Origin of the sequence: Slackia exigua ATCC 700122, assembly GCF_000162875.1 — a bacterium.
GTDB lineage: Bacteria > Actinomycetota > Coriobacteriia > Coriobacteriales > Eggerthellaceae > Slackia > Slackia exigua.
In genome coordinates this window covers 361038-384224 of record NZ_GG700630.1, presented here as the reverse complement: position 1 = coordinate 384224, position 23187 = coordinate 361038, and the positions used below count along the sequence as shown (strand labels likewise).

Annotated in this window: 23 protein-coding genes; 20 read left to right on the top strand and 3 right to left on the bottom strand. The window is 64.8% G+C overall.

Annotated elements, in window-relative coordinates:
• A partial coding sequence (locus HMPREF0762_RS09300; protein ID WP_409371728.1) for an IS3 family transposase occupies positions 1-373 on the bottom strand: 373 nt, incomplete at its 3' end.
• A gap of 126 nt (positions 374-499) precedes the next feature.
• Here HMPREF0762_RS09300 and HMPREF0762_RS01695 point away from each other — a divergent pair.
• Genes HMPREF0762_RS01695 through HMPREF0762_RS01685 form a run of 3 tightly spaced genes read left to right on the top strand, consistent with a single transcriptional unit; the run spans position 500 to position 1652 of the window.
• A complete protein-coding gene (locus tag HMPREF0762_RS01695) occupies positions 500-793 on the top strand; it encodes a DUF4417 domain-containing protein (protein WP_006361626.1) in 294 nt (97 codons plus the stop codon).
• Positions 793-1239: an HNH/ENDO VII family nuclease gene (locus HMPREF0762_RS01690; protein ID WP_006361625.1), complete on the top strand. Its 447-nt coding sequence runs from the start codon at positions 793-795 to the stop codon at positions 1237-1239. The genes HMPREF0762_RS01695 and HMPREF0762_RS01690 overlap by 1 nt, the downstream gene beginning before the upstream one ends.
• Positions 1239-1652 (top strand): SMI1/KNR4 family protein, encoded by a 414-nt coding sequence (locus HMPREF0762_RS01685; protein ID WP_006361624.1) that lies wholly within the window; start codon positions 1239-1241, stop codon positions 1650-1652. Before HMPREF0762_RS01690 ends, HMPREF0762_RS01685 begins: the two co-directional genes overlap by 1 nt.
• Before the next feature lie 114 nt (positions 1653-1766).
• On the opposite strand, the gene guaA is transcribed toward HMPREF0762_RS01685, so the two are convergent.
• The gene (gene guaA, locus HMPREF0762_RS01680) at positions 1767-3359 is read right to left on the bottom strand and encodes a glutamine-hydrolyzing GMP synthase (protein ID WP_006361623.1); all 1593 of its coding nucleotides are present in this window, start codon (positions 3357-3359) and stop codon (positions 1767-1769) included.
• A 481-nt stretch (positions 3360-3840) separates the two neighbouring features.
• Here guaA and HMPREF0762_RS01675 point away from each other — a divergent pair, with 481 nt between their 5' ends.
• Both HMPREF0762_RS01675 and HMPREF0762_RS01670 read left to right on the top strand, forming a co-directional pair.
• Positions 3841-4773, top strand: coding sequence for an undecaprenyl-diphosphate phosphatase (locus tag HMPREF0762_RS01675; RefSeq protein WP_006361620.1), 933 nt, complete (start codon positions 3841-3843; stop codon positions 4771-4773).
• A gap of 73 nt (positions 4774-4846) precedes the next feature.
• Positions 4847-7159 carry an ATP-dependent helicase gene (locus tag HMPREF0762_RS01670; RefSeq protein WP_006361619.1) on the top strand — a complete coding sequence of 771 codons (2313 nt, stop codon included), beginning with the start codon at positions 4847-4849 and terminating at the stop codon, positions 7157-7159.
• Between the two features lie 205 nt (positions 7160-7364).
• Here the strand turns inward: HMPREF0762_RS01670 and sdaAA are convergent, their stop codons facing one another.
• Positions 7365-9002 carry an L-serine ammonia-lyase, iron-sulfur-dependent, subunit alpha gene (gene sdaAA, locus HMPREF0762_RS01665; RefSeq protein WP_040618785.1) on the bottom strand — a complete coding sequence of 546 codons (1638 nt, stop codon included), beginning with the start codon at positions 9000-9002 and terminating at the stop codon, positions 7365-7367.
• Between the two features lie 145 nt (positions 9003-9147).
• On the opposite strand from sdaAA, the gene HMPREF0762_RS01660 reads away from it, so the two are divergent.
• From HMPREF0762_RS01660 to HMPREF0762_RS01590, 15 genes are all read left to right on the top strand, one after another.
• Positions 9148-10512 (top strand): putative manganese-dependent inorganic diphosphatase, encoded by a 1365-nt coding sequence (locus tag HMPREF0762_RS01660; RefSeq protein ID WP_006361616.1) that lies wholly within the window; start codon positions 9148-9150, stop codon positions 10510-10512.
• A gap of 24 nt (positions 10513-10536) precedes the next feature.
• On the top strand, positions 10537-11331 hold the full coding sequence (gene proC / locus HMPREF0762_RS01655) for a pyrroline-5-carboxylate reductase (RefSeq protein WP_006361615.1): 795 nt from the start codon (positions 10537-10539) through the stop codon (positions 11329-11331).
• Between the two features lie 65 nt (positions 11332-11396).
• Complete coding sequence (locus HMPREF0762_RS01650; protein WP_009078590.1) at positions 11397-11864, top strand: universal stress protein; 468 nt, start codon at positions 11397-11399, stop codon at positions 11862-11864.
• A gap of 293 nt (positions 11865-12157) precedes the next feature.
• A complete protein-coding gene (gene rpsL, locus HMPREF0762_RS01645; RefSeq protein ID WP_006361613.1) occupies positions 12158-12529 on the top strand; it encodes a 30S ribosomal protein S12 in 372 nt (123 codons plus the stop codon).
• A gap of 92 nt (positions 12530-12621) precedes the next feature.
• Positions 12622-13092, top strand: coding sequence for a 30S ribosomal protein S7 (rpsG, locus tag HMPREF0762_RS01640; RefSeq protein ID WP_006361612.1), 471 nt, complete (start codon positions 12622-12624; stop codon positions 13090-13092).
• 12 nt (positions 13093-13104) lie between these two features.
• Positions 13105-15216, top strand: coding sequence for an elongation factor G (fusA, locus tag HMPREF0762_RS01635; RefSeq protein ID WP_006361611.1), 2112 nt, complete (start codon positions 13105-13107; stop codon positions 15214-15216).
• 34 nt (positions 15217-15250) lie between these two features.
• The gene (rpsJ, locus tag HMPREF0762_RS01630) at positions 15251-15559 is read left to right on the top strand and encodes a 30S ribosomal protein S10 (protein WP_006361610.1); all 309 of its coding nucleotides are present in this window, start codon (positions 15251-15253) and stop codon (positions 15557-15559) included.
• Positions 15560-15573: 14 nt separating this feature from the next.
• Positions 15574-16194, top strand: a complete 621-nt coding sequence (gene rplC, locus HMPREF0762_RS01625) for a 50S ribosomal protein L3 (protein ID WP_006361609.1) — start codon at positions 15574-15576, stop codon at positions 16192-16194.
• Positions 16195-16227: 33 nt separating this feature from the next.
• Complete coding sequence (gene rplD, locus HMPREF0762_RS01620; protein WP_006361608.1) at positions 16228-16851, top strand: 50S ribosomal protein L4; 624 nt, start codon at positions 16228-16230, stop codon at positions 16849-16851.
• Entirely contained in the window at positions 16851-17138 is a 288-nt protein-coding gene (gene rplW, locus HMPREF0762_RS01615) for a 50S ribosomal protein L23 (RefSeq protein ID WP_006361607.1), read from the top strand. The genes rplD and rplW overlap by 1 nt, the downstream gene beginning before the upstream one ends.
• Positions 17139-17271: 133 nt before the next feature.
• The gene (gene tmk, locus HMPREF0762_RS01610) at positions 17272-18015 is read left to right on the top strand and encodes a dTMP kinase (RefSeq protein WP_006361606.1); all 744 of its coding nucleotides are present in this window, start codon (positions 17272-17274) and stop codon (positions 18013-18015) included.
• Positions 18008-19129, top strand: a complete 1122-nt coding sequence (locus HMPREF0762_RS01605; protein ID WP_006361605.1) for a DNA polymerase III subunit — start codon at positions 18008-18010, stop codon at positions 19127-19129. The genes tmk and HMPREF0762_RS01605 overlap by 8 nt, the downstream gene beginning before the upstream one ends.
• Positions 19122-20552 carry a PSP1 domain-containing protein gene (gene ricT, locus HMPREF0762_RS01600; protein WP_006361604.1) on the top strand — a complete coding sequence of 477 codons (1431 nt, stop codon included), beginning with the start codon at positions 19122-19124 and terminating at the stop codon, positions 20550-20552. The genes HMPREF0762_RS01605 and ricT overlap by 8 nt, the downstream gene beginning before the upstream one ends.
• Positions 20553-20623: 71 nt before the next feature.
• Entirely contained in the window at positions 20624-22099 is a 1476-nt protein-coding gene (locus HMPREF0762_RS01595; RefSeq protein ID WP_006361603.1) for a nicotinate phosphoribosyltransferase, read from the top strand.
• A gap of 158 nt (positions 22100-22257) precedes the next feature.
• A complete protein-coding gene (locus tag HMPREF0762_RS01590; protein WP_006361602.1) occupies positions 22258-23187 on the top strand; it encodes a DegV family protein in 930 nt (309 codons plus the stop codon).

Genomic DNA, 23187 nt, shown 5'->3' with positions numbered 1-23187 from the left:
GCCCTCCCTGGTCCTGAGGTAGGTGATGTCGCCCACGAGCTTGCAGGTGGGCAGCGGGCTCGTGAAGTCGCGCTTTATCAAATCGGGCCTGGCCGGAGCGTCCTCGTCGGGGATCATGGCCCTCTTCTTGGAGTTCGGGGCGATTCCCCCGTATGCCCAGCTCCTTCATGCATTTCCTCACGCGGTACAGCGTCGTGCCGGCGAACTCCTCGGGCAGGAACGCCAGCACGAACCTGGCGCCGAAGGTGCGGTCCGATTCCAGCCACACGCGCTTCACCTCGGCCCTCAGCCCGGCCCACGGGTCGTCCGGCTCGCCCTTGGCCAGCCAGCTGTAGAAGCCCGACCTCGACACCTCCAGCACTCTCGCCATCATCTTCACGGGGTAGCTGTCCTTCTCCGCCCTCATCAGGCGGTACCTGTCTACCTTGCTTGGTTCGCGGCGAAGAAGGCGCTCGCTTTTTTTAGGAACTCGTTCTCCTGCTCGAGCTCGCGGACGCGCTTGCGCAGCCGCCTCAACGTGCGCTGGGGCGACCGCCGCACCTACCGCGTCTGCTGCGACGGGGCACCCAAGGGCAGCGTCATCGCGGTTGGCACGGTGGGCGCTGTGCAGTCCGCCGAGGACAGGCGCTTCTTCGAGGAAGGTCTCGCCGTGGTCGTCAGGCGCCTTTGCCCCAAGGCCATCGTCGTCTACGGCAGCGCGCCCGAGGAGGTCTTCGGCAGGTACCGCGACATGGGTATCGAGATCGTCCAGTTCGACAGCGAGATCTCCCGCGCGCACGGGGAGGTGGCGTGATGGGTACCGGCGAGCACGGCGGGTTTGGCTACACCTCCGGGTCGGGCAAGACGAAGATCTTCACGCGGGTTTGGTACGAGGGAACCGTCACCGTCGGAGGTGAGGTGCGCGACGTGAGCCGCAGGGTTTACCAGCGCAACGACATCGACTTCGGTTACTATGATTCCAAGACGAAAAGGACAAATCTGCAGCGTATGATGGACGGCGATGCTCCAATCGGAAACGATGGCAAGCCTGTCCAGTTGCATCACATCTTGCAGCAAGAGAGCGGTCCGATGGCTGAGGTTCGGGAGGTTACCCACCGAGAGTACAAGCGGACCTTGCACGGGCTCGTGGGTAGAGGCAACAGCTTCAGGAACAACCCTGACCTCGTGAAACAGTACAACAACTTCCGGAGCGCCTATTGGAAGTGGCGCGCCCAGCAACACCTAAAAAAAGGAAAGTAATGAACGGCAGAATCAACGACTTGATGACCCGACTTGGGGACAAGGGCTCTTTTACCAAAGTCGCACCGACCCAGGAGATGCTTGCCGAAGTAGAGGAAAAGCTTGGGTTCATCGTCCCCGAGCAGTTCCTCGAGTACCTCAACATTTATAGCCACGGCGGAATTGGCTTCGAGATTCTTGGGGTCGGGTTTGATGGGAGCATCTCCTTTTTGGAAGAGACCCTCGAGTATCGTGAGGACGGTCTTCCCGACAGCCTTCTCGTTATCGAGAGCTGCGACGAATGGTTGTATTGCATCGACGTGAACACGGGCGAAGTTGTGTCCTGGTCCATCGATGAGGATCCTCGAGTCGAATATGCCTGCTTCGACGATTATCTGGTAGACCGTCTTAACGACGCAATCGAGAACCTGTAGGCTAAACCAGCCTAGAAAGGCGTATGCGGGCTAAAAACCCCTCTGTCAAGCACAATTCGACAGAGGGGTTTAGCATGCTAAGCTGGGGAAATGCGCACTTCGGGCGGCTTTCCGTCACTCCCACTCGATCGTTGCAGGTGGCTTGGACGTGATGTCGTACGCCACGCGGTTCACGCCCGGCACCTCGGCCACGATGCGGCCGCTCACGCGCGCAAGCACGTCGTACGGCAGCTTCGCCCAGTCGGCCGTCATAGCGTCCGAGCTCTCCACCGCGCGCAGGATCACCGGCCGCGCGTACGTGCGCTCGTCTCCCATGACGCCTACGCTCTTGATGTCGGGCAGCACGGCGAAGTATTGCCAGCAGCTGTGCTCGCTGTTCCTCTCGCCGGTCTCCTCGAACAGTCGCGCGTTGTACGCATCCAGCTCTTCGCGCACGATCGCATCGGCGTTCTTCAGGATCTCGAGCTTCTCGGGACTCACAGCGCCGATGATGCGAATCGCCAAGCCCGGTCCCGGGAACGGCTGGCGATGCACGATGCGGTCGGGCAGCCCGAGCGCCGTGCCCAGCGCGCGTATCTCGTCTTTGAAGAAGTGGTCGAGCGGCTCGATCAGATCGAAATGCACGCCCTCGGGGAAGGGGATCAGGTTGTGGTGGCTCTTGATCGTGGATGCCTTGCCGCCGGTCTTGCGAGCGCCGCTCTCAATGATGTCCGGATAGATTGTGCCCTGGGCCAGGTACTTCACGCCGCCCGTCTTCTGCGCGACGGTGAAGAACTCCTTCCAGAACTGCGTGCCGATGATGCGCCGTTTCTGTTCCGGCTCCACCACGCCGTCGAGCAGCTCGGCATAGCGCTCTTCGGCATGCACGTGCACGAAATCCACGTCGAACTGCTCGGTGAAGACGCGCTCCACCTCTTCGGGCTCGTTCTTGCGCAGCAGTCCATGGTTGATGAACACGCAGGTCAGCTGCTTGCCGATCGCACGCGACAGGAGCGCGCCCACGACGCTGGAGTCCACGCCGCCCGAAAGCGCCAGGATGACGCGGTCGTCGCCCACGGTCTTGCAGATCGACGCGACCATCGAATCCACCAGATTCTCCATCGACCATGTGGCCGAGAGCCCGCAGATGTCGAACAGGAAGTTCTTCAACATGTCGCTGCCGTGTTCGGTATGGCGCACCTCGGGATGGAACTGCGTCGCGAACAGCATCTTCTCTGCGCATTCCATCGAAGCCACCGGGCAGGTGTCGGTGACCGACGTGACGACGAATCCTTCCGGCACGCGGCTCACGGCGTCGCGATGGCTCATCCAGACGGTCTGCTCCTCGGGCGTTCCCGTCAGAAGCCTGCTCTCGCCGCGACGCGACAGCGGCGCCGCGCCGTATTCGCCCTTCTCGGTATGGCCGACCTCGCCGCCGAGCGTCGTCGCCATGATCTGCTGCCCGTAGCAGAAGCCGAGCACGGGCACGCCCAGCTCGAAGACCTTCGGATCGACCGAAGGCGCATCCTCCGCATACACGCTCGCCGGGCCGCCCGACAGGATGAGGGCCGACGGCTTCATGGCGGCGATCTCCTCGGCGGGCGCATCGCATGCCACGATGGAGGAGAACACCCCCAGATCGCGCACGCGCCGTGCGATCAGCTGCCCGTATTGGGCGCCGAAATCGAGCACGATGACGTTCTCTTCGGGCAGGGCGGTCTCACTCATGCGGGCTCCTTAGCTGATATGCGCCTATATATGCACTCAAGACGTGCTTGCCTGAATATCCAGGCAAGTGTTTTCGGGTTGCAAGCATAGCGCATGGCGTGCGCAAATGGGCGAAGAAGGGATGAAACCGCATCAGGAGCCGCAGCGTGAATCGGAAGCCTCAGCATGGATCGGGAGCGCTGCCTCGCATACGCCGGCGACAGCGGAGACGGATGCGCACCGGCGCGAAACTCGTGTGACCAGCGCCATGTCCACGAAGCTCAAAACAGGGGAGGTCTCGCCGCCTTGTCCATCCTTGCAGCGTTCATCAGGCCTTGAATAGCGAAGGCACCGGCGACCCCATCCGCCCCTGCGTTGATTCTCCGAAGACCTGTCCGGCCCCTCGTCCCGGCGCGCCTATGCGCGTATCATATCCACGCTGAATTCCCGCCCGAACCATGCGCGCTTCCTGTGCGCTTCCAACCGAAAGCTGACGGTATCCATGATCGCACTCGAAGCGCTCAAGGCGCTGCTCATCGGCGTCGTCGAAGGCCTGACCGAATGGCTTCCCGTGTCATCCACCGGACACATGATCCTGGTGGACGAATTCGTGAAGCTCGACGTCACTCCCGAATTCCTCGCGCTCTTCCTCGTGGTCATCCAGATCGGCGCCATTATGGCCGTCATCATCCTGTACTTCTCGAAGCTTAACCCCTTCGCCCGCACGAAGACCCCGGACGAGCGCCGCAGCACCTGGCGTTTGTGGGGCATGGTCGTCATCGGATGCGTGCCCGCCGCCGTCGTGGGCATCCTGCTCGACGACTGGGTGAACGCGCACTTCTACCATGCCTACGTGGTGGCCGCCATGCTCATCGCCTACGGCGTCGTCTTCATCGCGCTCGAGCGCCGCAACGCCCGCCGCTTCGCCGCCTATGCGCGCGGCGTGGAATCCGGCGTCGTCAAAGGCGACGTCCCGCGTCTAGCCGACGGCTCGCTCGATCCCGACGGCCTGTTCGCCGTGCGCACGGTCGACGACATCGATTGGCGGACCGCCCTCAAGATCGGCTGCTTCCAGGTGCTCGCCATCATTCCCGGCACGTCCCGCTCCGGCGCCACCATCATCGGCGGCATGCTTACCGGCTGCTCGCGCACGGCTGCCGCGGAATTCACGTTCTTCCTGGCCATCCCCATCATGTTCGGCTGGGGCCTGGTGAAGATTGTGAAATACATCGCGCATGCAGGTCTTGCCATGGACTCGACCGAGATCGCCGTCCTCGTCGTCGGCATCGTGACCGCGTTTCTCGTGTCCGTCGTCTCCATCAAATTCCTGATGGGCTACATCAAACGCAACGACTTCGCGCCCTTCGGCGTCTACCGCATCGTCGTCGGCGTTATCGTGCTCGGCTACTTCCTCGCGAAAGGCTTGGCCGCGTAGCGCCGCCGAACGCACCGCCACGGGAAGCGATGTAGGCGCACTCCGAAACCGACACAGCGAAAGGCACGCACGGATGATAGATCTCGATACCCTCAACGGCCCCCAGCGCGAAGCGGTGCTCTGCACCGAAGGACCCTTGCTCGTCCTCGCGGGCGCCGGCAGCGGCAAGACGCGCGTGCTCACGTATCGCATCGCCCATATGCTCGAAGACCTGGGCATCCAGCCGTGGCAGATCCTGGCCATCACGTTCACCAACAAGGCCGCCGCCGAGATGCGCGAGCGCCTCGGCCGCCTCGTGGGCCCCGCCGCCCGCGGCATGTGGGTGAGCACCTTCCACAGCATGTGCGTGCGTATCCTGCGCACCGACTGCGAGCGCCTGGGCTTTTCCCAAGGCTTCACCATCTACGACGACGATGATTCGAAGCGCCTGGTGAAAGACATCATGGCCGAGCTGAACATCGACCCGAAGCGCTGGCCCGTCAACGCCATCCGCAGCCGCATCTCCGCGGCGAAAAACGAGCTCATCGTGCCCGGCGTCTTCGCCGATGAGGCCCACGACCCGACCGCCAAGGTATGCGCCCGCGTCTACGAGCGCCTGCAGGAACGCCTGCGCGCGGCGAACTCCTTCGACTTCGACGACCTGCTTCTCTACACGTACCTGCTGTTCAAGCATCATCCCGACGTGCTGGCCGCCTACCAGGACCGTTTCAAGTATCTGCTCGTGGACGAATACCAGGACACCAACCACGCCCAGTACGAAATCACCAAGCAGCTCGCGGCGAAGAACCGCAACATCATGGTCGTGGGCGACGACGACCAGTCGATTTACTCGTGGCGCGGTGCCGACATCCGCAACATCCTCGAATTCGAGTCGGATTACCCGCAGGCGCGCTCGGTCAAGCTGGAGCAGAACTATCGCTCCACCGGCACGATCCTTGCCGCCGCGAACGCCGTGGTTTCCCATAACCGCAACCGCAAGGCCAAGAAGCTCTTCACCGAAGCGGGCGAGGGCGACAAGATATCGGTCTATATGGCGCCCGACGAACGCGATGAAGGCCGCTGGATCGCAGGCGAGATCGAACGTCTGCATGGCCAAGGGATCTCGTACGACGAGACGGCGGTCTTCTACCGCACCAACGCGCAGAGCCGGTCGCTCGAAGACATGCTGCTGCGCGCGGGCGTGCCCTACCGCATCGTCGGCGGCACCAAGTTCTTCGACCGCGCCGAGATCCGCGACGTCATGGCCTACCTGACTCTCATCGTGAATCCGGCCGACGACATCGCCGCCAAGCGCGTTATCAACGTTCCGCGCCGCGGCATCGGCCGCACGACCATCGAGCACATCGATGCGGTGGCTCAGACCCTGCACCTGACGTTCATGCAAGCCGCCCAGGCATGCATCGCCGACGAAACCCTGCGCGCGAGCACCCGCAGCGCGCTTGCGTCCTTCACCGGGCTCATCGCGGAGGCCGGCACCTATGCGGGCGACCTGCGCAAGGTCATCGAGGCCGTCATCGACAAGAGCGGGCTGATCGCGGCTCTTGAAGCCGAGCATACGGACGACGCTCAGAGCCGCGTCGAGAACATCCGCGAATTCCTGTCGGTCGTGGACGAATACATCGAAACGCACGAGGTCGATGAAAGCGCGCTGCCGCCCGAAGGCGTGCGCCTGCTCGCCGACGTGCGCCAGCTCTCGCCCGAGAGCATGGCCGACTTCATCGAATGGGTCCGTCTGCGCACCGATCTGGATGCTGCGGCCGACGCCGACGGCCACGCGGTCACGATGATGACGATCCATTCGAGCAAGGGCCTGGAGTTCGATGCGGTTTTCTCCGCTGGCATGGAGGAATCGCTCTTCCCTCATACGAATTCGAGCCACGACGAGGCGGGCCTCGAGGAAGAGCGCCGCCTGGCCTACGTCGCCATCACGCGCGCACGCAAGAAGCTGTATCTGACCTGCGCCGCCACGCGCAAGATGTACGGCGAGACCAACGCGAACCCCGTATCGCGCTTCGTGGGGGAGATCCCTTCCGACCTGCGGCATAACATCGGTCTTGGCAGCGAGGGCCTATCGGGCACCGGCTGGGAGAAGCGCGGCAGCCGCCGCGGCATCTCGGGCAGCGGCACCGAGGCGGGAGAGGGGCGCGTCTTCGGCCTCTCGTCGACGAGTTACAGCCGCAGCCGCGGCCGCGTGAGCCCGAACATCGGGAAGAAATCGGCGGCATCCGTCACGTTCGCCGCCGGCGACGTCGTCGACCACAAAACCTTCGGTCGCGGCCGCGTGACCAAGGTCGATGGCGACATGCTGCACATCAAGTTCGTCAAGGGCAATGTGATGAAGAAGCTCTTGAAGGACTACGCGCCCATCGTCAAGATCGAGACGTAGGGCGGCTCGCGGCTGCATGCCTGTGCATTCCGGTTTCGTCGCGGTACGTGCAGATAGACGAAAGGCCCGCATCGGCGGGCCTTTCTCGTGCTAGAAGAATGGGGCGGTCGGCGGCGCCGCCGAGCGAGCGATGGCGCATCGAAGCGGGGGATAGATGTCGTGCATCGATGCGGGACGGTCGGCACCGCCGCCGTGCATGCTTCGTCTACTTGCACCCTGCGCAGAACGAGCAGGCCGTCGGGGTGGCGGCGATGCCGCCCAAGGCGCTTTCGCGCAGCTCGAAGGGAAGCGAGGCGCCTACGCGGCGCTGGGCGTCGATCGTCTCGTCGAAATTGACGAAGTTGCCGATGCCGGCGAGCGCGATCTGCGCCGAAACGAGCGCGTTGGCGGCTCCCGTGGCATTGCGCTTCTGGCAGGGCACCTCGACGAGGCCGGCGATCGGGTCGCATACGAGCCCCATGAGCCCCATCGACGCGTTTCCCGCCGCGTCGAGGCATTGGCGCGGCGTGCCGCCGAAGAGCTCCGCCACCGCGCTCGCGGCCATGGCCGAGGCGGATCCGACTTCGGCCTGGCAGCCGCCCTCCGCGCCCGACACGCTGGCGTTGCGCGTGATCAGGTATCCGATCGCGGCGGCGTTCGCGAGCGCGTCCCGCAGCTGCTCGTCGGTGAATCCGTAGACGTCCTGGCAGGCGAGCAGCACGCCGGGGATCACGCCGCAGGCGCCCGCCGTCGGCGCGGCCACGATGCGTCCCATCGACGCGTTGGTTTCGAGCGCGGCCATCGCGTACGTGGTCGCCTTGGCCATGAGCGGGTCGAGCGGCCCCGTCGTCAGCGCATCGAGCTTCTGCGCTTCGCCGCCCAGCAGCCCGCCGATGGATTCCCTCGGCGCTGCGATCGGCGTCGTGGCCGAGGCGTGCATGATCTCGAGCGCGCCCATCAGGTAGTTGCGCGTGTCGTCCACGGCGATGCCGTCGGCGGCGAGCAGGCAGCGCTCGCGCCGGCAGATGGCCTCCGAAATTCTGATTCCTTCGCGTTCGCAGTAGGCGAGCAGCTCGCGGCCGTTCGCGAAATCGATCTCATCGAATGCCGCGGCGGCTTCCTCGGCCGTCATGTCCGCGCCGAAGCCCGTGCCGGGCCCGTTCGCGTGTTCGGGCGGGATGGCGTCGGAGGCGCGGTCGCTCTTCACGATGCGCACGTCGTGGATGTCGGGGTGCACCAGCAGCGCGTCGGCGATCCCTGCGGGGATCTCGTCGTCGGTCTGCATGATCGTGTAGGCGGTATCGCCCTTCTTCTCGCGGAACAGGCGCGTGGTGGCGATGTTGATGTCGCAGGCGCTGATGATGCTCGCGATGTGCGCGAGCACGCCCTTCGCATCGGTCTGTCGGATGACGACGCTGTGGAATTCCCCGGTCAAGCGTACGTCGACGCCGTTGATGCGCGTGATGACGGCCGCGCCGCCGCCGATGCTCTCGCCGCGCACCGATACGTGCGCGCCGGTGTCGTCGATCACATCGATGTCCACGGTGTTGGGGTGGTCGACGTGGTCGGCGGCACGCGGCGTGAGCGTGAAGGCGAGCCCGGCCGCCTGCGCGCAGTCGAACGAGTCGCGGATGCGTTCGTCGTCGGGCGCCATGCCGAGCATGCCGGCGACGAGCGCCTTGTCGGTGCCGTGACCGTCGTGGGTCTGGGCGAAGCTTCCGTAGAGTTTGAAATCGGCGGCGACGGGCGTGCCCGACAGCAGGCGCCGGCACATGAGCGCGATGCGCAGCGCGCCGGCCGTATGGCTGCTCGACGGGCCGATCATGATGGGGCCGATGACGTCGCGGATGCTGATGATCTTCACGTAAGGCTCCTTTCCGCGCCCGAGGCGCGGCTCAATGCCTGATTGTGCGTTTCGAGCGCATCCCGCGGGCATGGCCGAGGGGCATGCGCGTGCCCATGATACACTTGCCCGCTGTGGATCACGACTGACCCGAAAGGAATGCAAAATGGCTTCACCGATTCTGGTGATGGGGCACAAAAACCCAGATAACGATGCGATTTCGTCTGCCGTCGGATACGCGTGGCTGAAAAACGAGATCGCCCGTCGCGACGGCTCCGACGACGTCTTCGAGCCGGTGCGTCTGGGCCCTCTCCCAGCGGAGACCGCCTATATATTCGAGAAGTACGGCGTCGAGGCGCCGCGCGCCATCTCCAACGTCTGCGCCCGCGTGCGCGACGTCATGACCGCCGATCCCATCAGCATCGCGCACGACGCGCCGCTCATCGAGGCGGGCCGTTCGCTGCGCAGGCACAACGTGCGGTCTCTCGTCGTCACCAACGACGACGGCTCCTATGCGGGCCTGATCACGACCCGCATGATCGCCGAGCGCTACATCTCCGCCACCGACCGCGTCGACGACGAGGCGCTCGACGCGAAGGACGCCTGCGCCGCGGTGACCGACGATCTGGTCGAGTCCCTGTTCGAAAAGGTCGACGACGTGCTTGAGACCGACGTGCTCTCGCTTGAGGCGGAGGGCCTGCTCGGCGAAGCCGTCGAGGATCTGATGGCGAGCGCTCTGCGCGAGGCCGTCGTCCTCGACGACGCGGGAATGTGCATCGGCATCGTGACCCGCTCCGATGTCGCCGCCAAGCCGCGCCAGAAGGTCATCCTCGTCGACCACAACGAGACCCGCCAGGCCGCCACGGGCATCGAAGAGGCGGAGATCGTCGAGATCGTCGACCATCACCGCATCGGCGACGTTTCCACGGCGCTGCCCATCCGCTTCACCAACATGCCGGTCGGCTCGTCGGCCGCCATCGTGACGAGCCTCGCGCGCAACGAAGGGATCGACATCCCCGTGCCGATCGCGGCCGTGCTCCTGTCCGCCTGCCTGACCGACACGGTCATCCTGAAGTCGCCCACCGCCACCGCGTTCGACCGCGACCAGGTCGCCTATCTCTCGAGCATCCTCGGCGTCGACCACGTCGAATTCGGCATCGAGATCTTCCGCTGCCGCGGCGGCGAGGCGGATCTGCCCGTCGGCAAGCTCGTCGGCGCGGATTCCAAGGAATTCCAGCTGGGCGATTCGGTCGTGCTCATCGCCCAGCACGAGACCGTCGCCCTGCAGGCGGTGCTCGAGCGCGAGGACGAGATCCGCGCATACCTGCGCACGCTGGTCGAAGACCACGGCTACGAGTTCGCCCTGCTCATGGTGACCGACATCATCGCCGAAGGCAGCCAGTTCATCTCCGAGGGCAACCGTCGCATCGTCGAGCGCGCCTTCGATATCAGCTGCAAGGACGGAAGCACCTGGATGCCCGGCGTGCTGTCGCGCAAGAAGCAGGTCGCCGCGCGCATTCTCGGGGCGTAGAGGACGCGAGGAAGGAAGGCTTCCATGACGACGATCGGGTTCATAGGCTGCGGGAAGATGGCGCGCGCGATGATCGCGGGCCTGACGGCATCGGAGGCCTTTGCCGCCGCCGACATCACGGCGTGCGCGCCCTCGTCCGTGACGCGTGCGGATGCGTCCGCGCGCTTCGGCATCAATGTTTCCGCCGACAATGCGGCGGCCGCCGCGTGCGACGTCGTCGTGCTTGCGGTGAAGCCTCAGGTCTGCGATCTGGTCTTATCCGAAGTGAACGGCATCATCCGCGAAGATGCGCTGCTCGTGAGCATCGCTGCCGGCAAGCCGATCGCCTGGATTGCGTCGCGCGCCCGCACCGAGAACGTCGCGCGCTTCATGCCCAACATGCCCGCCGCGGTAGGAGAGGGGATGACTTCGGTCTCCTTCGCCGATGCGGTGAGCGCCGCCGATCGCCGCACGGCCGAATCCATCGCCGCCGCCTTCGGCCGCTTCGAGGTCATCCCCGAATCGCTCATGGATGCGGCTACCGCGCTTGCCGGCTCGTCGCCCGCCTTCGTCTTCATGATGATCGAGGCCATGGCCGATGCCGCCGTGCTCGAAGGCATGCCGCGCGCCCAGGCCTACCGCTTCGCCGCCCAGGCCGTCGCCGGATCGGCGCGCATGGCGCTCGAAGACGGCGCGCATCCCGCCGCGCTCAAGGATGCCGTCTGCTCGCCGGCAGGCACCACGATCGAAGGCGTCCGCGTCCTCGAGGAGCTCGGCTTCCGCTCGTCCGTCATGGAAGCCCTGCATGCGACCTGCGAGAAGTCGCGCGATTTCGGCTAAGGCCCCGCGGCTGCGGTACAATGATGCCGTGGCAGATGCCTCGCATTCGGAAAAAGGAGGTCATAATGGAGTACAAGAGCATCCTCGTTCCGTTTGACGGGTCCGATTCGTCGCGCAACGCGCTGGCGACCGCCCATGGCTGGGCGGCTTCCACGCCCGATGCGAAGGTGACGGTTCTCTATGTCGCCGCTGTGCCCGATTTCGATTCGACCCCGTTCATCCTGGCGGAGGAGATGTCGGGAATGGGCCGTGCGAGCGAGGCCCGGTTCGATGCCATGCGCGCGAGCTACCTCGCGTTCCAGCGCGCGAAGCTCGAATCCATGGTGTCCAAGCAGTTCGGATCGGCCGACGGCTTCGACCTCGTCGTCGAGCAGGGCAAGCCGAGCAAGGTCATCGCCGGCTATGCGCGCGCTCACGACGTGGACGTGATCGTCATGGGCAGCCGCGGCCTCGATGCGGTGCGCGGCACGCTCGGATCGGTCAGCTACGCCGTCCTGCGCAACGTCGAATGCCCCGTGCTGATCGAACGTTAGCTCCCTGCATTTCCGCGAATTGTCGTGCTTTGATGGTCGTCGGGTGCTCCCGTATCCTTCGTTAACCCCTCCACCAGGCGTTTCTTTGGCTTCATGATATGGATACGCCCGGATGCGTGGCGTTTGACACCCCATGTCAGCGGTGATAAAGTTCCCACTCGTGTCTCCGCGAGGGGCACTGTTTTCGTGCGCTTCAGCTGCGTGCAAAGACACGTAAGGACCGAAGGGCCCGTCCGTCGATGTCAGGACGAACCTCAAGGTCAAGGCAAGATAGGCGAAAAAGGAGCAAAGCTTTGCCTACTATCAACCAGCTGGTCCGCAAGGGCCGCGCCAAGCAGGTCGACAAGAAGAAGACCCCGGCGCTCAAGGGCAACCCCCAGAAGCGTGGCGTGTGCACCCGCGTGTACACCACCACCCCGAAGAAGCCGAACTCGGCGCTGCGCAAGGTCGCGCGCGTCCGTCTGGTCAACGGCATGGAAGTCACCGCGTACATTCCCGGCGAAGGCCATAACCTGCAGGAGCACTCCATGGTGCTCATCCGCGGCGGCCGCGTCAAGGACCTTCCTGGCGTCCGCTACAAGATCATCCGCGCCGCTCTCGACTGCTCCGCGGTCGACAAGCGCAGGCAGGCTCGCAGCCGTTACGGCGCCAAGCGCCCTAAATAAGTAGGAGTAAGCCGTGCGGGCCAGGCAAGAGGCCCGGCCTAATGGGCGGAAGGCCGCCCGGAAGCACGCACAGAACATGAAGGAGCAACACTATGCCGCGTCGTGCAGCAGCAACCCGTCGTGAAGTCCAGCCGGACGCAAGGTTCAACAACCGTCTGGTCACGCAGCTGATCAATAAGGTTCTCCTCGACGGCAAGAAGTCCGTCGCCGAGAACATCGTCTATGGTGCGTTCGACATCGTCGCCGAGAAGACCGGCCAGGATGCCCTGTCCGTCTTCAAGAAGGCCATGGACAACGTCCGCCCCACCCTTGAGGTCAAACCCAAGCGCGTCGGTGGCGCAACCTATCAGGTCCCGATGGAGGTCAACCCCCGTCGCGCGACCACGCTCGCCATTCGTTGGATCGTCGACTTCTCCCGCAAGCGCAAGGAGCACACCATGGCCCAGCGCCTCGCGCAGGAGATCATCGATGCCTCCGAGAACACCGGCGCTTCCGTGAAGCGTCGCGAGGATCTCTACAAGATGGCCGAGTCCAACCGTGCGTTCTCTCACTATCGTTTCTAAGGGGCGCAACTCATGGCAGACAAGAAAAACCTTCTGAAGAATACGCGCAATATCGGCATCATGGCCCACATCGATGCCGGTAAGACCACCACGACCGAGCGTATTCTCTATTACACGGGCAAGACCCATAAGATCGGCGAGGTCCACGAGGGTGCGGCCACGATGGACTGGATGGTCCAGGAGCAGGAGCGCGGCGTGACCATCACGTCTGCGGCCACGACCACCTTCTGGGAGAAGGACGGCGTCGAGCACCGCATCCAGATCATCGACACCCCGGGCCACGTCGACTTCACCGCCGAAGTCGAGCGCTCCCTGCGCGTGCTCGACGGCGCCGTCGCCGTCTTCGACGCGGTCGCCGGCGTCCAGCCCCAGTCCGAGACCGTCTGGCGCCAGGCCCACCGCTACGGCGTGCCCCGCATCGCGTACATCAACAAGTACGACCGCGTCGGCGCCGACTTCTTCCACGCCATCGACACGATGCACGAGCGTCTGGGCGCGCCTGCCGTCGCCGTGCAGATGCCGATGGGCGCCGAAGACAACTTCTGGGGCGTCATCGACCTCGTGACGATGACCGCCTGGGACTTCAAGGCCGACGACAAGGGCATGACCTATCCCGAGCCGATGGACGCCATCCCGGCCGAATTCGCCGAAGAGGCCGAGATTCGCCATCAGGAGCTCCTCGAAGCCGCCGCCGACTGCGACGACGCGATGATGGAGAAGGTCCTCATGGACGAAGCCGTCACGGTCGACGAGCTCAAGGCCGCCATCCGCAAGGGCACCATCGACTGCGCCCTGCACCCGGTCTTCGTGGGTTCCTCCTACAAGAACAAGGGCGTCCAGGAGCTGCTCGACGGCGTCGTGGACTATCTGCCCGCCCCGACCGACGTCGCGGCCATCACGGGCACGAACCCCGACACCAACGAAGAGGAGGCCCGTCCGAGCGACCTCAAGGAGCCGTTCGCCGCGCTCGCCTTCAAGATCATGACCGACCCGTTCGTCGGCAAGCTCACGTACTTCCGCGTGTATTCCGGCTCCCTCGAGTCCGGTTCCTACGCGCTGAACGCCACCAAGGGCAAGCGCGAGCGCATCGGCCGCATCCTCGAGATGAACGCGAACGACCGCATCGATCGCACGAACTGCGCCGCGGGCGACATCGTCGCCGCCGTCGGCCTCAAGGACACCACGACGGGCGACACCCTCTGCGATGCCGACCATCCGATCATCCTCGAGTCCATGGAATTCCCCGACCCGGTCATCGACATCGCCGTCGAGCCCAAGACCAAGGCCGAGCAGGACAAGATGAGCCTCGCGCTGCAGAAGCTCGCCGAAGAGGATCCGACGTTCCGCGTCTCCACCAACCAGGAGACCGGCCAGACGATCATCGCCGGCATGGGCGAGCTGCACCTGGAGATCATCGTCGACCGTCTGCTCCGCGAATTCAAGGTCGAGGCCAACGTCGGCAAGCCGCAGGTCGCGTACCGCGAAACCGCCACGCAGCCTGCATTGAACGTCGAAGGCAAGTTCGTCCGCCAGTCCGGCGGCCGCGGCCAGTACGGCCATGCGGTCATCAACCTGTATCCGCAGGAACAGGGCGCGGGCTACGAATTCGAGAACAAGATCGTCGGCGGCGTCGTGCCGAAGGAATACATCCCTTCCATCGACAAGGGCATCCAGGAAGCCCTCGACTCCGGCGTCCTGGCCGGCTATCCGGTCGTGGACATCAAGGTCGAGCTGGTCGACGGCTCCTACCACGAGGTCGACTCCTCCGAAGCCGCCTTCAAGGTCGCAGGCTCGATGGCCATCAAGGCCGCCCTGCGCAAGGCCGCTCCGGTCATCCTCGAGCCTATGATGGCCGTCGAGGTCGAGACCCCCGAGGATTACATGGGCGACGTCATGGGCAACCTGTCCAGCCGCCGCGGCCAGATCCAGGGCATGGGCGATCGCGGCAACGCGAAGACCATCTCCGCCAAGGTGCCTCTGTCCGAGATGTTCGGATACGCGACCGACCTTCGTTCCACGACGCAGGGCCGCGCATCCTACACCATGCAGTTCGACTCGTACGAGGCCGTTCCCAAGAACGTTGCCGAGGAAATCATCAGCAAAGCTGGCGGCAGCGCTTCCTAAGGGCGCATGCTGGATTCTTACGGAGGAAATCAAAGTGGCTAATCAGAAGATTCGCATCCGCCTGAAGGGCTATGACCATGAGATCGTGGACCAGTCCACCAAGCTCATCGTCGACACCGCCCAGAAGACCGGTGCCAAGGTCTCCGGACCTATTCCCCTGCCGACCGAGCGCAACCTCTTCACGGTCGTGCGCGGCCCGCACGTCGACAAGGATTCTCGCGAGCAGTTCGAGATGCGCACGCACAAGCGCCTGATCGACATCCTCGAGCCGACCCCCAACACGGTCGATTCGCTCATGCGCCTCGACCTGCCGGCTGGCGTCGACATCGAGATCAAGCTGTAAGGAGTGTGTGAGAGATGATCAACGCCATCTACGGCAAGAAACTCGGCATGACCCAGCTCTTCAACGAGAACGACCAGGTCGTCCCTGTGACCGTCATCGTTGCCGAGCCGAACACGGTCTGCCAGGTCAAGACCAAGGAAACCGACGGCTACGAGGCCGTTCAGCTGGGCTTCGGCGCCATCAAGGCCAAGAAGGTCAACAAGCCCATGGGCGGCCATTTCGCGAAGTCCGGCGTGGAGCCCACCCGCCATCTGCGCGAGGTCCGCGTCGAATCCGCCGCCGATTACAAGGTCGGCGACACCCAGACCGTCGAAGCCTTCGCCGACGTGAAGAAGGTCCATGTGACCGGCACGTCCATCGGCAAGGGCTTCCAGGGCGTCATCAAGCGCCACGGCTTCGCCGGCGGCCCGGGCGGCCACGGCGCGCACTTCCACCGTGCTCCCGGCTCGGTCGGCCAGTGCGCCACGCCTTCCCGCGTCTTCAAGGGCGTCCGCATGCCGGGCCACATGGGCACCGACACCGTGACCACGAAGAACCTCGAGGTCGTCCGCATCGACGCCGAGCAGAACCTGATTCTCGTGAAGGGTGCTGTTCCGGGCGCTAAGGGCGGCATCGTGCGCGTCCGCATGGCTTAATCCGCCGCACCGGTATTAGAGGAGTTCATCAGAATGGCAAAGATTGAAATCAAAGACGCAAGCGGCAAGACGGTCAAAGAGGCCGATCTGAACGCCGCTGTGTTCGGCATCGAGCCGAACGTGCCGGTGATGCATCAGGTCGTCCGCTCTCAGCAGGCGGCGCTGCGTCAGGGCACCCACAGCACCAAGACCCGCGGCCAGGTTTCCGGCGGCGGCCGCAAGCCGTGGCGCCAGAAGGGCACCGGCCGTGCGCGTCAGGGCACGATCCGTGCGCCCCATTGGGTCGGCGGCGGCACGGTCTTCGGACCCCATCCCCGCAGCTACGCTTTCCGCGTCAATCGCAAGGAAGTCAAGCTCGCCGAGCGCTCCGCGCTTTCCGCGAAGCTTGCCGACGGCCAGCTCACCGTCGTCGAAGGCTTCGATTTCGAAGAGCCTTCCACGAAGAAGGCCGTCGCGGCCCTCAAGGCCCTCGGCTTGGACCGCCGCACCACGATCGTCATCGGCAACGACGACGTCGTGACGTACCTGTCTTTCCGCAACATCCCGAACGTGACCGTCATCCCCGTGGCCGACGCCCACACGCTCGAGATCATCGATAACAAGGCCCTGGTCTTGACCGTTGCGGCCCTGAACCGCCTCGAGGAGGTGCTTGCATAATGAAGGATCCTCGCGAGGTCATCATCCGCCCCATCATCACCGAGCATAGCTACGACATGATGAGCCGTAACGTCTACACGTTCGAGGTTGCCAAGGATGCCAACAAGATCGAGATCGGCAAAGCGGTCGAAGAGATCTTCAAGGTCAAGGTCGTCAAGGTCAACACGCTCAACGTGAAGCCGAAGCCCAAGCGCGTCCGTCAGCAGCCCGGCCTTACCCGTTCGTGGAAGAAGGCCATGGTCACCGTCGCCGAAGGCGACACCATCGAGCTGTTCGCCGGCAACTAAGCCGCGACGAAACCGCATGAAGCGTGAAAGCCGCCCTCCGGGGCGGCTTTTTCGTTATACTGCTAGGTTACGGTTCATATTCATCGGAAGCGCTCCATCCCGTGCGCGCTTCCTTTTCCCGAAGGTCCGCCCTATGCCGATTCACACTGCCCAGAGCGCTTCATCCGGCGTCTTCATCACCTTCGAAGGTGGCGAAGGGGCGGGGAAGAGCACGCATATCGCCATTCTGGCCCATGTGCTCGAGCGTCTGGGCCATGAGGTGCTGCGCCTGCGCGAACCGGGCGGCACGTCCGTGGGCGAGGCTTTGCGCGCGGTGGTGCTCGATCCGGATCGGGAGGAGATGTGCGGCCTGTCCGAGCTTTTCGTCTTCGAAGCTTCGCGCGCCCAGCTTGTTTCCCAGGTGATCGCCCCTGCGCTCGAGCGCGGTGCGGTCGTCCTCTGCGATCGGTTCATCGATTCCACGACGGCCTACCAGGCCTATGGACGCGGCATCGATCTCGATGCCGTCCGCTTTCTCAACCTGCTCGCATGCCAGGGAACGCTTCCTGCCCGCACGCTCCTCATGCAGGCCGCGGATGCGCATGCGGGCCTTGCTCGGGCGACGACGCTCGGCGCCGATCGGATGGAGCAGGCGAGCGATCGGTTCCATGCGCGCGTCGCGCAAGGATTCGACGCCCTCGCGGCCTGCGAACCCGAGCGCTTCCGCGCCGTCTCGTCGGCCGGCAGCGTCGAAGATACGGCGGTGCAGGTCGTCGCTTCTGTATCCGACCTCTTCGACGTCGATCAGCAGGCTCTTCTTTCCATGCTTGCCGAGGTGCTGGCGGAAGCCGCCGCATCCGCGCCATCGGCATGCCCGTGCGAGGCGTCCCATGCCTGACGCCTTCGATGCCATCTACGGGCAGCCGCGCGTGCGGGCCTACCTGCGCTCGTGCGTCGCGCAGCGCTGCGTGAGCCATGCCTATCTCTTCACGGGCGTCGCCGGGTCCAACAAAGAGACCGCGGCCTTCGCCTTCGCCGAGGAGATCCTCAAGGCGCACGAAGACGATCCGTCCGCGCGCGAGGACATCCGCCGCCGCGTTTCCCGACGCACGCATCCCGACATCCATCACCTGTCGCCCGAAGGCGCGCAGGGCTATCTGGTCGACCAGGTACGGTCCGTCGTCGCGGACGTGACGCTCGCGCCGATGCAGGGCGCGCGCAAGATCTACATCGTCGACGAGGTCGACCGCATGGGCACCTCGGCGGCGAACGCCTTCCTGAAGACGCTCGAAGAGCCGCCCGACGACGTCGTCATCATCCTGCTCGGACGCACCGCCTCGAGTATCCTTCCCACCATCGTCTCGCGATGCCAGGTCGTGCCGTTCCGCACCATCCCCGCGAACGAGGCCGCGTCGATCCTCGTGCAGAACGTGGGCTGTTCGGATGCCGAGGCGAAGATCGCCATCCAGACCTGCGGCGGGTCGGTCACCAAGGCTGCGGCTTTCCTGCGCTCCTCCGAGCGCGGGCTGTTCCGCCAGAAGGTTCTCACGGTCTTGGCATCGCTCGCGCGCGCCGACGATCTCGACGTGCTCGACTACGCGGCCGACCTGGTCACGTCTTCGAAGGCACCGCTCGACGAAGTCCAGCGCGATCACGCGCGCATCCTCGAGGAAAGCGCCGAATACCTGCAGAAATCGGCGCTCAAGGAACTCGCTGCCACGCAGAAGCGCGCCCTCGGACGCGCGACGACCGAGCTTCTGGCTCAAATGACGTCGATCATCCGTTCATGGCTGCGCGACGTCATGGTCACGTGCGCAGGCACGCCCGAGCTCGTCGTCAACGCGGATGCGCGGGATGCCGTCGCCGATGCCGCGTCGCGCACGTCGGTGCAGAAAGCATGTAGGGCGCTCGCCCGGGCTTCGTCGGCCGACGAAGCCATTTCGTATAATGTTTCTCCGCAGCTAAGCATCGAAGCTCTGCTCTTCGAGATAAGAGAGGTTCTCTATGCCTAAGGTCGCAGCCGTGCGGCTGACCTATAATCCGCGCACCCTGTGGTTCGATCCTGCCGGGGTCGAATTCTCGCGCGGGGATGCGCTCATCGTGCGTACGGAGCGCGGGCTCGAATACGGCATCGCCGATAACAACCTGATGGACGTCGACCAGGAGTCGATCAAGGCGCTGCGCTCGCCGTTGAAGCCGGTCGAGCGCGTGGCCACCGAGGAAGACACGGCGTCATGGAAAGATCTCTGCCGGCAGTCCGAAGACGCGCTGCCTGTCTTCAAGCGCATCGTGGCCGAGCAGAAGGTCGACATGCGCCCGGTGACCGTGGAATTCCTCTTCGGCGGCGACAAGGCGATCTTCTACTTCGAGTCGGACGATCGCGTCGACTTCCGCAACCTGGTGCGCGTGCTCGCGTCCGAATTCCACGTCCATGTCGCCATGCATCAGATCGGCGTGCGCGACGAGGCCCGCATCGTCGGCGGCCTGGGGCATTGCGGGCTCGAGCTGTGCTGCCGCCGTTTCGGCGGCAAGTTCAACCCCGTGTCCATCCGCATGGCCAAGGACCAGGACCTTTCGCTCAACCCTCAGAAGATCTCGGGCGTCTGCGGACGCCTCATGTGCTGCCTGCGCTATGAAAACGACGTGTACAAGGAATTCAAGTGCCGCTGCCCGAAGATGGGCGCGAAGGTCGCCGTGCCCGACGGCGAGGCGAAGGTGATAGAAATCAACGTCCCGCGCGAGACCGTGACGCTGCTCACGCCGGACAGCACGCGCATCAAGGTGCCCGTCGACGAGATGACGGTCGAGCGCAACGCCTCCGGCAGCGGCCGCCCCGACACCGTGCCCGAAGACGCCTACTTCGACCATGCCGATCCGGATGCCGCGGCGAAGACGAGCAGCCTGGTGGACGATTCCATCTTCACCGGCAAGGACACGCTCGCCGAGCGCGGCGTCGTCCGCCGCGGATCATCCCGCACGGGACGCAAGGATGCGTCCGATCCTTCGCTCGGCCGTTCACGCCGCCGCAGGCCGAACTCGTCTTCGGATACGCAGGGTTCCTCGTCCTCGCGCACGCCCCGGCGCCGCCGCTCTTCCGGTTCCGCCCCCGATGCGTCGTCCGAGGGCAAGCCGTCCGCGCCTCGTCGTCAGCCGCGCCGCCGCACGGCCGAACGCGCGCAGGACGCGGCGTCCAGGCGCCCGCGGGACGAGGCGCGTCCTCGTCGTCGCCATGAGACGAACGGCCAGGCGGCCCATGACGCGTCTTCCAAGCAGCCGCGCCACGACCAGGGGCTCCGCCGTTCATCGGGTGCGCGTCCGGGCCAGCGCTCAAGCGGGCTGTCCGACGCGAAGCCGATGCCCGCAGACGAGCATCGCCGCGCGCGCAGGCGCTCGCACAAGACCCAGGGCAAGGACGCCCCCGGTTCCGAAAGCTGATCGACCGACCTTTTTCGGCAGGCCCGCGCGGCCTGCCTCTTCATATGCGTTCGCATGAAAGGACAGACGCCATGGACAAGGAAACGCTTCGGTATGCGCTTCTGACCGACCTTTACCAGATCACGATGGCCCAAGGCTATTGGGAGACGGGCAAAGGCGACGAAGAGGCATGCTTCTTCATGTTCTTCCGCGACAACCCGTTCGAGGGCGGTTTCGCCGTCGCCTGCGGATGCGCCCAGCTCGCCGAGATGGTCGACGGATTCGGCTTCGATGCGGATGACATCTCCTATCTTGCCTCGCTTACGGCTCCTGCGGGCGGTCCGCTCTTCGATGCCCGCTTTCTCGCATATTTGAGCACGATGAGGCTTTCCGTCGATATCGATGCGGTGCGGGAGGGGACGATCGTCTTTCCCATGGAACCCATCGTGCGCGTCACCGGACCGATCATGCAGTGCCAACTGCTCGAGACGGCACTGCTCAACTGCATGAACTTCCAGACGCTCATCGCGACGAAGGCGGCGCGCGTGTGCTTGGCGGCGCAGACGCCGGTCGCCGAGTTCGGCCTGAGGCGCGCCCAGGGCGCGGGCGGGTCGCTCTGGGCGAGCCGCGCGGCCGTCGTGGGCGGCTGCGCTTCGACCTCGAACGTCCTCGCGGGCAAGAAATACGGCATTCCCGTGTCGGGCACGCATGCGCATTCCTGGGTCATGGCCTTCGACGACGAGCTCGAGGCCTTCCGCGCCTACGCGCGCAGCTTCCCGAAGAACTGCGTGCTGCTCGTGGACACCTATGACGTGAAGCGCGGCATCGACAACGCGATCACGGTCGGCCTCGAGATGCGCGAACGCGGTGAGCGTCTGCTCGGCATCCGCATAGACTCGGGCGATCTGGCCTGGCTCGCGAAGCACGCGCGCGAGAAGCTCGACGCTGCAGGACTGTCCGACTGCGGCATCGTCCTGTCCAACGATCTGGACGAGCATGCTATCGCTTCCATCCGCGCCCAGGGCGCCCAGGTCTCTTCCTGGGGCGTCGGCACGAAGTTGGCGACGGCCTACGACCAGCCGTCCCTCGGCGGCGTCTACAAGCTTTCCGCCACGCGCGGATCCGGGGACGTTGCATGGACGGGCCGCCTGAAGGTATCCGAGCAGTCCTCCAAGCTGACGATTCCAGGCGTGCTCGACGTCCGTCGCTATGTGGATGCCGAAGGGCGTCTTGCGGGCGACATGGTCTTTGACGTGGATGCGGGCGTGGGTGCCGAGGAAACCATCGTCGATCCGGCCGACGTGCTGCGCCGGAAGGCGCTTGCGGGCATGTCGTGCACCACGCTTCTTGCCCCGCTCGCGCGCGCAGGCGCGTCCGTCCTTGCCGACGAGGACCGCAGCGCCATGGCGGCGCGCGATCGTGTCGCGGCCGGCTTGGCGCAGCTCGACGAATCGCAGAAGCGGCTCTACCGTCCCCATTCCTATCCGGTCGGACTCGAGATGGGACTGTGGAACCGTCGCGCCGACCTGGTCGCGCGCCTGCGTGGGCAGAAGAGCGTGCATGCCTAGGGGCATCCGCCGCCGCATCGTCGGCGCGCCTCGCGCGCGGCATGCAGACGCGGCTCTCGACGATATCATCATGGACGTGTGAGAGAATACGCCTCCTTAAGCTCTGGTTCCTCGCCGCGACCTGCGGGCCGAGGGCTTGAAAGAAGAAAGGCGGCCCCATGGAGCCCCAATGCAACCTCATCGTCGATTCCTGCTGCGAGCTTCCCGTCGACATGATCGACAGGGAAGGCGTGACGCTACTCGAATTCCCGTTCTTCTTCGGTACCGAGGAGCATTTCGACGATCTATGGCGCAGCATGACGCCGCATGAATTCTACGAGCGCATGCGCAAGGGCGAGCAGCCCTCGACCGCGCAGCTGTCGATCGCGTCGCTGACCAACGCCTTCCTCGCCGCGGCCGAAAGCGGCGTCCCGACGGTGTATCTGAGCTTCACCTCCGGGCTTTCGGGCAGCTTCGATCTGGCCATCATGGTGCGCGACCAGGTGATGCAGAGCCATCCGTCGGCCGAGCTCTACGTGGTCGACACGCTCATGGCCTCCACGGCCGAGGCCTTCCTCGTCTCCGAGGCCATCCGCCAGCGAGACAAGGGCATGTCCGCGCAGGAGCTCGTCGCATGGGTGGAGGAGGCCCGCTACTTCGTGAACGCGATCTTCATGGTCGACGATCTCGAATCTCTGCGCCGCGGCGGCCGCATTCCCGACTCCATCGCCTATGCGGGTTCGAAGCTCGACGTGAAACCCCTGCTCAACTTCGCGCTCGACGGCACCCTTGCAATGAAGGGCGTTGCGCGCGGACGCAAGAAGGCCATTCGCCAGATGGCGGATTTCTACACGGCGAACGCCGATGCCGACGCTCCCTCGCATCTGCTCGCGGTCGGCAACGCGGACAATGCCCGCGATATGGAGAAGCTCAAGGAAGCCATCCTCAAGGATCACGACGACGTCGTCTTCATGGACAGCGTGGTCGGTCCCGTCATCGGCTGCCATGTGGGACCAGGTATGTTCTCGCTCGTGTTCTGGGGTTCCGATCGCCGCGAGTCCGTATCGGTCGCCGACCGCATCGCCCGCAGGATCCGTCGCGCGGAATAA